Source organism: Gammaproteobacteria bacterium (assembly GCA_035546635.1).
Lineage (GTDB): Bacteria > Pseudomonadota > Gammaproteobacteria > JAURND01 > JAURND01 > DASZWJ01.
Map to the genome: position 1 here is coordinate 233971 of DASZWJ010000034.1, position 15688 is coordinate 249658.

General features: G+C 44.8%; 12 protein-coding genes. 1 reads left to right on the forward strand and 11 read right to left on the reverse strand.

What is annotated here, in order from left to right:
* Positions 1-304 precede the first annotated feature (304 nt).
* Complete coding sequence (locus tag VHE99_10370; GenBank protein ID HVV69416.1) at positions 305-520, forward strand: LuxR C-terminal-related transcriptional regulator; 216 nt, start codon at positions 305-307, stop codon at positions 518-520.
* A gap of 423 nt (positions 521-943) precedes the next feature.
* Here the strand turns inward: VHE99_10370 and mraY are convergent, their stop codons facing one another.
* From mraY to VHE99_10425, 11 genes are all read right to left on the reverse strand, one after another.
* Positions 944-2026 carry a phospho-N-acetylmuramoyl-pentapeptide-transferase gene (gene mraY, locus VHE99_10375; protein ID HVV69417.1) on the reverse strand — a complete coding sequence of 361 codons (1083 nt, stop codon included), beginning with the start codon at positions 2024-2026 and terminating at the stop codon, positions 944-946.
* A gap of 55 nt (positions 2027-2081) precedes the next feature.
* Complete coding sequence (murF, locus tag VHE99_10380) at positions 2082-3419, reverse strand: UDP-N-acetylmuramoyl-tripeptide--D-alanyl-D-alanine ligase (protein ID HVV69418.1); 1338 nt, start codon at positions 3417-3419, stop codon at positions 2082-2084.
* A gap of 26 nt (positions 3420-3445) precedes the next feature.
* The gene (locus VHE99_10385; protein ID HVV69419.1) at positions 3446-4951 is read right to left on the reverse strand and encodes a UDP-N-acetylmuramoyl-L-alanyl-D-glutamate--2,6-diaminopimelate ligase; all 1506 of its coding nucleotides are present in this window, start codon (positions 4949-4951) and stop codon (positions 3446-3448) included.
* 33 nt (positions 4952-4984) lie between these two features.
* On the reverse strand, positions 4985-6649 hold the full coding sequence (locus VHE99_10390; protein ID HVV69420.1) for a penicillin-binding protein 2: 1665 nt from the start codon (positions 6647-6649) through the stop codon (positions 4985-4987).
* Between the two features lie 136 nt (positions 6650-6785).
* Positions 6786-7118, reverse strand: coding sequence for a cell division protein FtsL (gene ftsL / locus VHE99_10395; protein HVV69421.1), 333 nt, complete (start codon positions 7116-7118; stop codon positions 6786-6788).
* Positions 7115-8041 carry a 16S rRNA (cytosine(1402)-N(4))-methyltransferase RsmH gene (rsmH, locus tag VHE99_10400; protein HVV69422.1) on the reverse strand — a complete coding sequence of 309 codons (927 nt, stop codon included), beginning with the start codon at positions 8039-8041 and terminating at the stop codon, positions 7115-7117. Before rsmH ends, ftsL begins: the two co-directional genes overlap by 4 nt.
* 146 nt (positions 8042-8187) lie before the next feature.
* Positions 8188-8643, reverse strand: a complete 456-nt coding sequence (gene mraZ / locus VHE99_10405) for a division/cell wall cluster transcriptional repressor MraZ (GenBank protein HVV69423.1) — start codon at positions 8641-8643, stop codon at positions 8188-8190.
* A 390-nt stretch (positions 8644-9033) separates the two neighbouring features.
* Positions 9034-12072, reverse strand: coding sequence for a multidrug efflux RND transporter permease subunit (locus VHE99_10410; protein HVV69424.1), 3039 nt, complete (start codon positions 12070-12072; stop codon positions 9034-9036).
* Between the two features lie 2 nt (positions 12073-12074).
* Positions 12075-13199 carry an efflux RND transporter periplasmic adaptor subunit gene (locus VHE99_10415; protein ID HVV69425.1) on the reverse strand — a complete coding sequence of 375 codons (1125 nt, stop codon included), beginning with the start codon at positions 13197-13199 and terminating at the stop codon, positions 12075-12077.
* Between the two features lie 389 nt (positions 13200-13588).
* Positions 13589-14701 (reverse strand): dihydrolipoamide acetyltransferase family protein, encoded by a 1113-nt coding sequence (locus tag VHE99_10420; protein HVV69426.1) that lies wholly within the window; start codon positions 14699-14701, stop codon positions 13589-13591.
* On the reverse strand, positions 14698-15678 hold the full coding sequence (locus tag VHE99_10425; GenBank protein HVV69427.1) for an alpha-ketoacid dehydrogenase subunit beta: 981 nt from the start codon (positions 15676-15678) through the stop codon (positions 14698-14700). The genes VHE99_10420 and VHE99_10425 overlap by 4 nt, the downstream gene beginning before the upstream one ends.
* Positions 15679-15688 lie beyond the last annotated feature (10 nt).

Consider the following 15688-nt stretch of genomic DNA (forward strand, 5'->3'; position numbering starts at 1 on the left):
CAATAATACAAGATTCATAATAAATGTTGCGCTTTACTACAAAAAATAGTAAATTTTCCAATATTGATAAATTTACTAAAAAAATGAGTGCGATCATACTTTAGATATAAATAGAATGACAGTATAGGCCTTTTAGCCAATTATACCTATTTTTTGGCAAGTTGAAATTCTTATCATTTTAACCCAGAGAAAGAAAAACGCATGATGTCCGCTAAAATATTTCAATTTGTTTGATGAATAGACTAATGATATCTAAAAAAGGAAATCTTGTTATCAAAATCTAATCTAAATAAAAGGAAATCAAATGAATAAAGACACCAACAAAAAATCAAAACTCATCGAAGCAAGATATGACAAAAAAATTATTTTTACTGAACATGAGATTCAATGCATTTTGCGATATATGCAAAATAATTCTTTATCCGACATTGGAATAAATTTAGAATTAAAGTTAAATACTGTCCACTTTTATCTTACGAATGCTATACAAAAGTTGTATTTATCAGGCAAAGCTCTATAGAACCTATCCGATACACATATCTTATTTAATCGTCGTTTCGGCAAGATGCGGTGAGGAAAGGAAGGGTGGAGGAAGCGAATCTTTCTCGTCTTATGATCTGGATCCCTGCATCCTGCCAGGACGACAAGTCTTTTCTTTATATGCGTACTGTTAATTTGGGGGAGTGCTGTAGGCATGAGGCTTAGTCTGGCTCGATTCCCTAACTGTGTGGGATAAACTTTAGCACGCACTCAAGTTAGCTCTCAACCAGTCTGCCAGCCCAGCCTGCTAAAACAAAGCCTTTTTTTCATGGATGAAAAAAGAGGAGCGTACAGGGACGTATTTACAGCGTGTTTGTTTTAGCGGGCTGGCAGACTGATTGAGAGCGTGAATTAGCACTTGATATAACCATTTGTAAATTTTTATCCCCTACAGAGAAAAAATTCAACGCAGTTTCAGCGAAGCGAGCCCGCACAATACCAACACAAACGTGATAATCCAAAAGCGTACTATTACTCGAGGTTCAGGCCAGCCTTTGAGTTCAAAATGATGGTGCAGTGGCGCCATTTTAAAAATGCGTCTGCCTGTAAGTTTAAAAGAAGTGACTTGAATGACTACGGACAAAGTTTCTACTACAAATATTCCGCCCATAATAAACAAGACCAATTCCTGTCTGACGATGACTGAGACAATGCCTAAGGAAGCGCCTAACCCTAGTGCGCCGACATCGCCCATAAAAACTTGTGCAGGATAAGTATTAAACCAGAGGAAACCTAAACCAGCGCCTACCAGGCTAGCACAAAATATAGCGGCTTCACCTGCGCCAGGGATGTAAGGAATGGTTAAATATTTGGAGAACTCAACATTACCGCTGAGATAGGCAAACACCCCAAGTGCTCCGCCCACTAAAACAGTAGGGAGTATAGCGAGGCCATCGAGGCCATCGGTCAAATTCACGGCATTACTGCTGCCAACGATCACAAAATAGCTGAAAAAAATATAAAAAATGCCAAGCTGTATGCTGGCATTTTTAAAGAAAGGAATTAGTAAGGAAGTATCTGCTGGCGTTTTTGCGGTAAAAAATAATATTAATGCAATGGCCAAACCCAATACCGATTGCGCTAGGTATTTCCAGCGTGCTCTGAGACCTGTTGAGCTTTTTACTCGCAGTTTAAGATAGTCATCTAACCAACCAATGGTACCAAAACCTAGCATCCCGAGTAGTAACAACCAAACATAACGATTGGCAAGATTACCCCATAATAATATGCTGGTGGCTATGGCAACTAAAATCAGCGTGCCGCCCATGGTTGGAGTGCCAGCCTTGGAAAGATGTGTTTGCGGTCCATCATTACGCACAACTTGACCTATTTGATAGCGAGTGAGTCTGGCTATCATCCAGGGGCCTAACCATAACGCGATGCTAAGCGCAGTGAGTGCTCCTAGAATGGAACGAAAAGTCAGGTATTGAAAAACGCGAAAACCTTCGTAGAAGTGTTGCAATAATTGAGTGAGCCAAAATAGCATGAAGTTAAAGACCATTAAGTGTTGATTGAGTTTAGGTATGAAAAAATATTCAAACCTAGTTGACAATTAAAGCTTCTACAACCCGCTCCATATGCATAGAACGTGAACCTTTAACTAAAACTGTCGTATTATCATTGAGATTCGTTTTTAAAGTTTGGATTAATGTCTCATGATCCTGAAAATGTTGACCTTGTGCGCCGAAGGCTTGTGTTGTTGCCTTGCTTAATTCACCAAAAGCAAAAACCCGTTCAATACCCAGGCGGCGTGCTTCTAGGCCTAATTCTTGATGATAATGCTGTTCTTGATTACCCAGTTCGCGCATATCGCCTAATACTAAAATTCTCTCGCCAGGTAGGTTAGCTAAGATTTCAATAGCAGCTTTAAACGACAGGGGATTAGCATTGTATGTGTCATCTATTAAGCGTGCACCATTGTAGGCGGAATATTCATTCAAACGTTTTTTAACGGCAATAACACCTTCAAGGCCGGCCTTTATCGCTGATAGGGGAGCATGTACTGCGCAGGCGGCACTGGCAGCGGCTAGGGCGTTAGCGACATTATGGCGGCCTAGCAGAGGGAGTTTGATAACAGTTTCACCTTGCGGGGTGATTAACGTGAAATGGGCTTTGCCGTTGGCGTCTAGTTGTATATTTTTCGCCATGATGTCGGCGTTTTTAGCTATGCTGAAATGCAGCATTTTTCGTGGAGTGACCAGGGTTTCCCAATAGGATGCATAAGTATCATCTGCATTGATAATGCCAACACCATCCGCTGTGAGCCCTTGAAAAATTTCACCTTTGGCGCGTGATACGCCTTTGACATCGCCTAATCCTTCCAAATGCGCAGCAGCGGCATTATTAATCAAGGCTACGGTGGGTCGAGCTATTTGGGTTAAGGCAGCGATTTCGCCAAAATGGTTAGTTCCCATTTCGATCACAGCATATTGGTGGCTAGGATTAAGTCGCATCAAAGTTAACGGCAGTCCAATATCATTATTAAAGCTGCTTTCGCTGAATAGCACTTCGCCACAGTGAGAAAGAATGCTGGCAATCATCGCTTTCACGGTAGTTTTTCCACAGCTGCCAGTGACGCCGATTAACGGAATGGAAAACTGTTGGCGGTGATGGGTGGCGAGTTGCCCTAAAGCGGTAATGGTATTGTTAACCAGAACATAGGGCAGCTGTGATTTGACGGGGTGTTGTACTAGTAATGCTGCCGCTTTCTGTTCTTCTGCTCTTGCTATGAAATCATGGCCATCAAAGTTAGCGCCTTTAATGGCAATAAACAATTCACCAGGCTGCAGTGTGCGGGTATCGGTGCTGACGCCATTAAAATCAACATCAGATCCTGTGAGTCGGCCTTGTATGAGAGAGGCGGTTTGGGATAGTTTCATAGGTTTTAAACCAAAATGTTAATAAATCAAATCTGCTTCAATTGCAGTTGCATTTGTACTTGCTCTGCATCATTGAAAGGAATTTTAATCGCGCCGACTTGCTGATAAGTTTCATGGCCTTTGCCGGCGATTAATATAACATCGCCAGTGTGCGCACAGTCAATGGCGTGGGCAATTGCCGTGTGGCGGTCGTGCTCTATTTCTGCTGCCCAGGGGCATAATAAACCTTCTATGATGTTTTCTGTAATCGCTGCTGGGTCTTCAAAGCGTGGGTTATCGTCGGTGATAATAATCTGATCGCTGAAACGTTCTGCGATTTGTCCCATTAATTTACGTTTACTAGGGTCACGATTACCGCCGCAGCCGAATACACACCATAATGTGCCGTGGCAATGTTCTCGCAATGCTAGTAGGGCTTTTTCCAATGCGTCAGGGGTGTGGGAATAATCGACGACGACTAAGGGTAGTTTGCCGCCGCCAAAGGTTTGCATTCTTCCTGGAACGCCAGGCAAGGTAGCTAAATAATGCAGGATATCAGGCAAAGGTATTCCCATCACGCCTAAAGTGCTGAGCACAGCCAATAAGTTACTTAGGTTAAAACGGCCTAGTAAATGTGTATGTAGTGCACCTTTGCCCCAAGGACTGGTAATTTGGGCACTCATACCGTGGCTAGTTAAGCGGATTTGACTGGCTTGGATACGTTTATTGACGATAGCTGAAGTTTCCAGGCCATAACTATAACAAGGTAAGCGTGTAGTGAATTCGCGCAGTAATTGTCCACCAAAATTGTCATCGGTATTAAATATGGCATATTCGAGATCGGGTTGTAGAAACAGCTCGCGCTTGGCTGCGCCGTAGTGTTCCATATCTTTATGATAGTCCAAATGATCCTGGCTTAAATTGGTAAACACGGCGTATTTAAATTGTACACCGGCGACTCTTTTTTGTGCCAGGCTATGCGAGGAGACTTCCATAGCGACCGCTTTAGCGCCACGCTGTTTTAAGTGAGCTAATTGGCGTTGTAAAGTAATGGGGTCAGGTGTAGTTAAACTGCCAGGCGTAAGATCATCTGGAAATCCCGAGCCCAGTGTGCCCATTACACCACACTGCATACCCGCTTGTTGCAATGCTCTGGCAATAAACTGGCTGCATGAGGTCTTACCATTGGTACCGGTAATGCCGATGATTTGCATGTCCTCTGAAGGCTCACCATAGAAACGTGCGGCAATGAATCCGACTTTATCAATTAGATCAGGCACGGGAATGATGGGAATGCTGGCGGGTTTTTGTGAAGGATCAACCATCTCTGTATCTATCAGGGCAGCAATGGCGCCGCGACTGATAGCCTGTTCGATGTAATGCCATCTTTCGTTAATTGGACCGGCGCAAGCGATAAATAAATCACCCGGCTTGGTTTCGCGGCTATCGGAAGATAAACCGGTGATATTGGGCGTATGGATATTTGCCCACGGTGTAAAATCGCTTAATAGGGCAGAACTGTTGATTTGAGAAGTCTCTAATGTTGTCGTCATAGGTTTTACTTTCTTTGAAGGCTCTCGGCCTAATTAATTAGTTGCCTCAAGTACAGGTTTCATATCATCGGGTGGAATATTCATAAAGCGTAACGCACTGCCCATGATAGTAGCAAATACTGGAGCGGAAACCTGTGCGCCAAAGTGAATATTGCCTTGTACACCATGTAAAATCACCGCCACGATCAAGCGTGGGCTGCTCAAAGGCGCAATGCCGATAAATGAGGAATTATAGCGGTTCTTTATATAACCATGCGGCCCCATGATATAGGAAGTACCGGTTTTACCTCCTACCTGATATCCGGGAATCTTCGCTTGTCCGCCATTATTTTCAGCAACGGCTTTTAACATAGCCAGCATTTGTGTTGCAACGTTAGAGTCTAACACTTGTTTGCCCGATGAGGGTTGGGCAGCTTTCACGAAGGTTATCGGTCGTTTAAGGCCATGATTTGCAAGAATAGAATAAGCTTGCACCAACTGCAAAGCAGTGACTGATAAACCGTAGCCATAGGCCATAGTTGCAAGGTCAGTAGGCCGTTTAATCCGGTCTTTCACCAAGATGCCGCTGGCTTCACCTGGAAAACCTGAATCCGTGTGTTGACCAAAGCCCATTTTTACCAGCATATTCCATAAATTTTCCGGGGGTAAGGATAGGGTCATTTTAGATACACCGACGTTGCTGGATTTTACCAATACTTGGGTGACATTAATCACACCGTAATTATCATCATCATGAATAACGCGGCCATTGATATCTAGCCAGCCAGGGCGGGTATCGATAATCGAGGTCGGTTTATATTTGCCACTGCTTAAGGCGCTGGCTATGCTAAAGGCTTTCATGGTTGAGCCAGGTTCAAATAAATCAGTGGCGGCACGATTACGGTTGCGGCTATCGTGAACTGAGCGGGCATTAGGATTGTAGGAAGGGAAGTTGGCCATGGCTAGAATTTCACCGGTGGTGACATCGAGGACGATAATAGAACCGGAGTCAGCATGAAATTTAGGTACGGCATTTTCTAAGGCGGTATAAGCCAGGTACTGCAGGCGAGAATCCAGGCTTAAATTAAGATCGCGTCCTTCTTGGGGCGGTTTGACTACGCCTAGGCTGGACACAATATGGCCTAGGCGGTCTTTGACCACTTGCCTTTTGCCAGGAATTCCGCGTAGCCAGTCATTAAATGCCAGTTCCAAACCTTCCTGCCCATTGTCATCTATATTGGTAAATCCCAGTACTTGCGCCATGACTTCACTCGATGGATAAAAGCGCCGGTATTCGCGTTGAAAAAACACGCCGTTGATGTCTAATGCTTTCACTTCTGCGGCTGTTTCAGGTGGTAGACTGCGGGCTAGATAGGCAAATTCACGATCACTATCGGCATTGATATGTTGAGAAATTTCCTGTGGATTTTGTTTCAAAATGGCAGCTAGCTGTGTCAGTTGTGTGTTGTTGGGTTTAAAGATTTGGGGGTTGACCCAGATAGAGTCAACCGGAGCGCTGATAGCCAGGGGGACTTCATTGCGATCTGTCATCATGCCGCGGTAGGCGGGTATATCTTCAGTGCGGATAATCCGAGCTTCGCTTTGTTTTAGCAAAAAGTTACGGTTTAAAACACTTAAATCTAACATGCGCCCGACTAAGACTAGCATTCCTAGAACGATGAGTCCTGCTATGGTGAGAAAGCGCCAGGAGTACTGCATATTGAAATGTAAAACCTAAATTTAAGCAAAATCTAATCATTGTTACTAGCTATATAGCCCCAGCTTCTTCCCTTCTCCCACAAGGGGAGAAGGGAAGAAGCTGGGGCTGTAATAGGAAAGTGCCGTTACTTTTACTTCAAGAATTTTTGATGATTTGCGTACTTGTTGGAGCCTGCATTCCCAAACGTTGTTGCGCAATACTTTGTACTCTGGCTTGAGTTGACCAGGTGCTTTGTTCTAGCAACAGTTTGCCCCATTCAATGCGTAACTGGTTTTGTGTGCCTTCGGTTGCTTGTAAATCCATAAATAGACGGCGATTCAAGTCGGCAACATAGATTACACTAAGCCCAGAAATCAGTACGATTACAGCTAGAAGCAACGTGCCAAAACTCGGTTTAGCCAGCAATAGGCCGGCTGGTTTTACTGCAATAGGACTTTTTTCCGGTAAAGCCCTGGTCATAGTGGTCATTTGATTTTCTCCATAATGCGTAGTGTTGCGCTGCGGGCGCGAATATTTTGCGCCTGTTCCCTTTCGCCTGGCCGGATGGGTCCATTAATTCGCTTCAACCGTAAGCTCGCTGCAATTGCAGCATGCGTGAGAGGAAGCTCCCGAGGCCAGTGTTCAGTCGTGCTATGAGTTTTTATAAACTCTTTAACAATCCGATCTTCTAAAGAATGAAAACTTATGACGGCTAAACGCCCGCCAATCGCCAATATTTCCAGGGATTGGGTTAATATCTCGCGTAAATCAGTTAATTCACGGTTGATAAAAATCCGTATGGCCTGAAAAGTTCGGGTTGCAGGGTGTTTGTGGTGTTCCCAGCGGGGATGCGCTTTGGAGACGACAGCCGCTAATTGCCCTGTTGTGGTTAAGGGCAATTGTGCGCGCGCCATAACAATCGCTCTGGCAATACGTGTGCTGTAACGTTCTTCACCGTATTCTCTGAGTACTTTACTGATTTCGTGCTCAGGTGCCGTATTGATCCATTGTTTGGCGTCGAGGGCTTGTGCGCTGTCCATGCGCATATCCAAGGGTCCATCCCGTAAAAAACTAAAACCGCGTGCCGCATCATCCAGTTGCGGCGATGACACCCCTAAATCCAATAGGATGCCATTGACTTTTCCTAACCAGCCGCGTTGTTCCATTTGTGCATAAAGGCTGGTGAAAGAGCCTTGCGCGATGGAGAAGCGCGGGTCGTTAAATTCTTTCTGGGCAGTGGCTATAGCCTCTTGGTCTTTATCCATAGCAAATAAATGCCCATCAGCTCCCAGAAGCTGCAATATGGCTTTAGCATGTCCACCGCGCCCGAAAGTACCATCTACATAAATACCATCTGGCCGAATGTTTAACTGTTCTATGACTTCGGCTAATAAAACCGGTTGGTGTGGCATGGTATCAGGCTTTTTCTTGTATTAAGGTTTTGCGCAAGCCCTAATCCGACGCCCTTCACCCTAACCGCTTCCTCCCTCACAATCCTCCGGTCATGCAAGGGAGGCAGGGCTAGGGTCAAGAGCTTCAGATTCTAAAAGTTACTAAGTTACAATGATAATGTTTGCAATTCTGGCGGCAATGACTCATCCGTTGTTTCTTCAGTCAGCCATTCTTCACGTTCTTGCTGCCAACCAGTTTCACTCCAAATCTCAAATTTTTTGCCTTGGCCGACTAACATCACTTGTTTGTCTAAAGCAGCATATTCACGTAATAACGGTGGTAATAAGATGCGTCCGTTACTGTCCAACTCCAGCTCAGTGGCATGACCAATCAGCAAGCGCTGTATGCGTCGTGCGGCTTTGTGGAAGCTGGGTAGGGCTTCAATTTTTTGTTCAATCAATTCCCACTCGGGTAAAGGGTAAAGTAAAAGACAAGCTTCCTGGGTATCTATCGTTACAATCAAACGCCCTTGCGCAAGGTCTTGCAGCCGTGTGCGATAACGGGCTGGCATGGCCATACGTCCTTTGGCATCCAGTTGTATTAGATTAATCCCGCGAAACACACATTCCTCCACTTTCACCCACTTTGACCCACATTATGTCACTATAATTGTAAAAATGCAAAATATTACAGCGAATTTTTTATTATTGGCTGGAGAAAGATGCTTTTGTAGAAAGGTAGGTGGGTATGAATTAAGAAAAATTCTCGAATTCTCTCGATTCCTCTTTGAAGGGGGAAGAGTAGTGTATGACCACAATTCTAGTTGCTAGCTGTAGTTATAGCTTTAGTGTTGCAGGTTTGAGGTGGAAGATTTAATTGAAAAGAATGTAGCAGAAAAATATTACATTATTGATCCGGTTATTAAAGCTAGTCTATTAGATTTTTATTCAGATTATTTAAGAGAATAAAAAAATGGTAACTGCTCACCTCCTTTTTCAAAGGAGAGCAGTACTTAGGTATTCTTATTGCGATTTTTAGCAAAAAACGTATACATAGTGGGTACTACAAATAACGTAAACAGGGTTCCAATCAGCATACCAGTAGCAATGACCAAACCAATATCAAAGCGGCTGACTGCGCCTGCACCGGTAGCAATAATTAAGGGTACTACACCTAATATCATGGCGCCGGTAGTCATCAAAATAGGACGTAGGCGGATGCCGGCAGCTTTTTCTATCGCTTCGCGTTTGCTTAGGCCTTCGGTTTCCTGTAGATGATTGGCAAAATCCACCATTAAAATACCATGTTTACTGATTAAACCGATGAGAGTAATCAACCCGACTTGCGTGTAAATATTGATACTGGCTAATCCTAGATTTAAAGGAATTAATGCGCCGCAAATTGACATTGGCACACTGATTAAAATAATAAGCGGATCGCGGAAACTTTCAAACTGTGCGGCGAGGACTAGAAAAATCACGATCAGCGCGAAGAAGAAAGTGTAAATCAGTGCGCTACTTTCCTGTATGTATTGGCGCGATTGTCCTGCATAATCATAACTCATACCCTTAGGCATAAATTTTTCAGCCTGATCTTTTAAATATTTCAACCCGTCTCCAATGGTTTTGCCGGGTATCAACATCCCTTGAATCGTCGAGGAGTTTTGCTGCTGGAATTCTGTCAGGTTATTGGGGCGGGTGGCTGAAGTGATATTGACGACAGTAGACAGTGGCACCATTTGCCCATTACCGGCTTTTACATAGATGTTTGCGATTTGATCTGGATTTAAGCGTAGTTCACGCAGTATTTGGGGAATCACTTCATAGCTTTGTCCTTGCATGCTAAATACGTTGATATAATTGCCGCCCAAGGAAGTGGCCAATGCTTGACCGATATCCTGCATACTAATGCCAAGTTGCCCCGCTTTATTGCGGTCAATATTGACTTGCAACTCCGGTTTATTAAATTTCAGAGAATTATCGATAAAGATAAAGTTGCCGCTTTTGCGCGCCGCTTCGACAATTTTTTGCGAAATTTGATAGACCAGCTCATAACTTTCTGTCGAGTTGATGACGAATTGAATTGGTAATGGATTTCCTCCGGTAGGTAATGACGGCAGAGGAAAAACGGCAGCTTGTACTCCAGGTACATCCTTAATTTTAGCTTGCAATAACGGATTTATCTTTTGTTGTGAACGTGAGCGCTCTGCCCAGGGTTTTAGAATAATGCCGGAAAATGCCACAGTGGGATCGTCACCACCATTAATGACGAAATAACCAGCGGTTTCTGGAAAGCTGGCATAGATTTTGTTGAATTCATTGGTATAAGTCGATAAGTAATCGAGGTTAGCATATTGGGGTGCTGTGGCTTGTGCAAACAGTACGCTTTGATCTTCAGTGGGTGCGAGCTCTTGTTTCGTATTGCGATAGAGAAAATAACAACTAGTCAACACAATAATCGCAAATACCACCACTACAGGCCGAAAATTCAGTGTGCTATTTAAACGTCGTTGATAAAATAATTTCAACCGATCAAACTTCTGATCGAGAAAACGGGCAAAACGGGTTTCCGCCAATTCTGATCTGAGCACTTTCGAACACATCATCGGCGACAGCGTCAATGCAATAATGCCTGAGATAATAACAGCAGAGGCTAAGGTAAAAGCGAATTCTTTAAATAATGCACCTGTCAATCCACTCATAAATCCAATCGGTGCATACACGGCTGCCAAGGTGATGGTCATGGCAATAACCGGTCCGGCAATTTCGCGCGCGCCTTGCAGGGCAGCAGCAAATGGTGTTAATCCTTCTTCGATGTGGCGATGAATATTTTCAACTACGACAATGGCATCATCGACCACTAATCCAATCGCTAATACCATCGCTAGTAACGTCAGCAAATTCAAAGAATAACCTAGTCCCAGCATTAATGTGCAAACACCAACCAGTGACAAGGGTATAGTGACTACAGGAATAGCGACTGAGCGTAGCGAACCTAGAAATAAAAAGATCACGACAATCACGATGATGGTGGCCTCTATGATGGTTTTAATCACATCATGAATAGAAGCGCTGATGTATCGAGTGGAGTCGTAGACCACTTCAGATTGTAATGCTGGCGGTGAAATTTTTCTTAAATCTGGCAGCAGTTTTCTGACGTCTTTTATCACAGTCAATGGATTGGCGTCGGGTGTGGCATTGATGCCGATAAAAATGGCTTTTTGGCCATTAAAAGTGACAAGGGAGTCATAGCTTTCTGATCCTAGTTCTACTTCAGCGACATCGCGTATGCGGATTAAGGTAGATCCATTATTTTTGACGACCATGTCTTTGAAGGTATCGACATCATGGATATCGGTAATGGCGTTAATGTTGAAAGCCACATATTCACCTTTGGTTTTACCGGCTGCGGATTGAAAATTATTTTGTTTTAGCGCAGTGGCGATATCATCAGGAGAGATTTGCAATGCAGCCATGCGTTGCGGATTTAACCAGATACGCATGGCGAAAGTGTTGCCGCCTAGAATATCGATGCTGGATACGCCGGAAACAGTCTGTAATTTGGGGCGTACTACGCGACTGATAAATTCAGTAATTTGCTGCGGACTCATTTCTTTGCTGAAATAACTGATATACATCAAGGCAATGGTAGAGCCCGTCGCTTTAGTAATTGTAGGCTGTTTGCTTTCTGTGGGGAGTTGGCCTTGCACTTCAGAGACTTTGCTCATAATGTCGGTGAAGGCGGCATTGGGGTCATAGTTGAGCTTGATATAGACCTGGATTGTGCTAACGCCTTGATTGCTGGTGGCGGTCATATAGTCGATGCCGTCAGCGCCGGCAATGGATTTTTCCAGGATGGATGTGACAAAACCTTGCACAACTTCAGCGCTGGCGCCTGGATAGGAAGTAGTTACCGTGATGACGGTATTTTTCATGGCAGGGTATTCACGCAAGGGTAAATCGTGAATAGCGCGTAATCCAAAAATAAATATCAGTAAGCTGACAACCGTTGCCAAAACCGGACGTTTAATGAACAGATCTGTAAATTGCATGATTAAGACCGATTTTGTTTTAGTTCGGAAGGGGAGAGTCCTGGTAATTGTACGCTGTTGTTGACCTGTACTTTGACGCCATCATCGAGTTTGAGTTGTCCTGAGTTGACGACTTCTTCGCCGGCTTTAAGATTTTTTATAATGGCGACTTCATTGCCGCGGCGGTCACCTGTTGTGACGTAGCGCAGGTGCACAACCAAGTTGGGTTTGCCGTCAGCATCTTTGCCTTCCTGTTTGACCACAAAGACCGAGTCACCAAACAAGCTATAGGAAACGGCGGTCTGCGGTACGGTGACTAGGTTTTGTTTGGTAGGTAATAAAACTTCGATATTGGCAAAAAGTCCGGGGTAGAGGCGCATATCTTTGTTAGGTACGGTAGCCTCTACCAGGATATTGCGGGTTTGGGTATTGACTGAGGCTTCTGTGGCAGTGATTTGGCCGCGAAATTTTTGTTCAGGGTAGGTATCCACGCTAAAGTCTATCAGTTGGCCTGGGTATAAATATTTTAAATTCTGTTCAGGTAATGAAAACTGTATTAACAAAGGGTCCATGGTTTGTAGATTGACCAATCCGGTGCCTGGGGAGACATATTGGCCGATGTTGACATTACGGATACCCAACTTGCCGCTGAAAGGCGCTTTGATAAGTTTTTGGTCAATTAAAATTTGAGTTTTGGCGACGGCTGCTTGGGCTTCTTGTAGGGTCGCGGCAGCTTGATCTATGCTGGATTTGGAAGTGGAATTGGTTTTGGCCAGATTCACTTGACGCTGGTACTCAACCTGCGCCAGTGTTAACTGTGCATTGAAATTTTTGAGATCTTGTTGATCGGTGCGGTCATCTAGTTGCACTAGCGGATCGCCTTGTTTGACCATTTGCCCTGATTGAAAATTAATGGCGGTGACCATGCCGGCAACTTGCGGACTGACTTCGACGCCACTAGTGGCTACTAGGGTGCCAACAGCGGAGATGGTCGGTGTCCAGTCTTCAGCTTTGGCGATGCTGGTGGAGATGGTGACAGTGGGCAGGGCAAAATGGGCAAAAAACCGTTTCATTAAGATGTCGCGGACGATATCGAATAGGAAGATTAAACCGAAGATGCAGCCGACGATGATTAACATTTTAATCATGGGCTTTTTCATGCGGGATTGCTGGGGTTGCGAGGTTGGGGTTTCGTTCATTACTGGCCTTGGGTCAAATATCTGTGTAGTGGTTCGGTCTTGGTTTTAGCTGTCATCCTGACCCTTTGGCATTTTCCTCTATTGCTAGTTCTTTGTCTATACAACCTTTGCTTCTTTGTTCCAGCTTTTGAGCAGTTGCCATCCATCGGCGAAAGCAGTGGGGAAGGGCTTATCAGACACGCTGTGAATACGTCCATGTAAGCTCGACGGGTTCATCCATGAACCCGACGGTCTGATAAACCCTTCCCCACTGCTTTCGCCTTGCTTTAAAGCCAAAAATGAGTATCCGCTGTCGTAACCGAAGGGGTGAGTACGAGGAATCAGTAGCAACACTGAAGTTATTCTAAATCCTTTATAAATGTTGCCAAAAACCGAGCGGCCTCTCCACCCGTCACTGCGCGATGATCGAAAGTTAAACTGATAGGCAGTATGTTGTGAATAGAGAGTTCACCATTGACGGGTACGACCTGTTGGCGGGTTTTGCCAATGGCGATAATGGCGACTGTGGGTGGCATGACTATTGGGCTGGCATAACGGCCGGCAATGGTGCCAAAGTTGGAAAGGGTTATCGTAGGATTTTGCAAATCTTCGGGGGTGAAAGATTGTTGAGCGGCTTTTGATTTAAAAGAGTTAAGGGTTGTGCGTAACATTTCTGGGGTTTGTTGTTCTGCGTTTTTAATCACTGGCACATAGAGGCCAGTGGGTGTATCCACGGCAATGCCAATATTAATTTCTGGACATAATTCACGGCTCACAGATTGACCATAAAAATGTGCGTTTAAATTGGGTTCTACTTGGCAGGCTTTAATCAGCGCTTGGATAAGACGGAGACTGACATCGGTTTTTTCCGGCCAATTATGTATATCGGCGTCTTCTACCAAGGTGGCAGGAACTACTTCGGCATGAGATTTGGCCATTTGTAATGCCATGATACGTCTTACGCCGTGCAGCGGTTCTCCTAGAACAGTTTTTGTGCCAGAAGCCGCTTGATTTACATCTTCGGCAGTGATCGCTCCACCCGCTCCGGTGCCGATAACAGTGGTTAAATCGATATTCAGTCTATTTGCTAGCGCTCTGACGGCGGGTATGGCTTTAATCGATGAGCGTGATGGGATTTTTACATCGATTCCGGTTGGAGATTCCTGCAAGACTTTATCGCTGGTTTCAATGACGCCAACGACAGTGCCGCTATCTGAGGAGGTAGATTGCTGATTATGAGTTTCCGCAAAGCCAATTAAGGGGGCGCCGGTTTGTATGACATCTCCGGGTTTGCCATAGAGTTTGACTATTTTTCCGGCATGGGGGGAGGGTACATCGACTACGGCTTTGGCAGTTTCCATAGAGACTAAAGGCTGGTCTAATTTGACTTCATCACCTTCAGATACATACCATTCACGAATTTCAGCATCCGGTAAACCTTCGCCGAGATCGGGTAGTTTAAAAATTGTCATGCATACTCCACTACGTTTTGAACCGCGTTTATGATTTTAGGTACGCTAGGAATGTAAAGTTTTTCCATTTTTAAATAAGGCATTACTGTATCATAACCGGTGACGCGCTGCACAGGCGCCAGCAAGGATGTCAAAGCACGTTCGGCAATTTGCGCGGCAATTTCAGCAGCTAGGCCCGCGGTGCGCGGTGCCTCATGAATAATGACACAACGTCCGGTTTTTTCCAATGAATGCAAAATAGTTGGCATGTCTAAAGGTTTCAAGGTGGCGACGTCAATGACTTCGGCAGAAATACCTTGTTTCTCAAGCTCATCTGCAGCCTGCAATGTTTCGTGCAAAGAGGCGCCCCAACTGACCAGGGTTACATCACTGCCTTCGCGTAATACAAAGCATTTATCAAGAGGCAGCGCTTGTCCATTATCTGGGACGTTTTGTTTAACTAAGCGATAAATGCGCATAGGTTCCATAAAAATAACGGGATCAGGGTCGCGAATAGCAGCAAGTAATAAGCCATAGGCCCGTGCGGGAGAGGAGGGTACTACCACGCGTAAGCCTGGTGCGTGTGCAAATAGTACTTCTAAACTTTCTACATGGTGTTCAGGTGCGCGGATACCGCCACCGTAGGGTGCGCGGAACACGATGGGGCAGCTTAAGCGCCCACGGGTGCGGTTGCGCATGCGAGCTGCGTGGTTAGTTATCTGGTCGATGGCAGGATAAATAAATCCCATAAATTGGAATTCTGCTACAGGGCGTAGTCCTTCTACTGCCATGCCGATGGAAACACCGGCAATCATGCTTTCAGCTAGGGGAGTATCAATGACGCGTTCTGGACCGAATTTTTCTAATAAACCCACAGTGGTACGGAACACGCCGCCATTAACGCCGATGTCTTCACCCAATACGACGACATTTTTATCCGCAGCCATTTCATAGGCTAGTGCTTGTGTGACTGCTTCTGCTAGAGTGATTTCTGCCATGCTGTGGTTC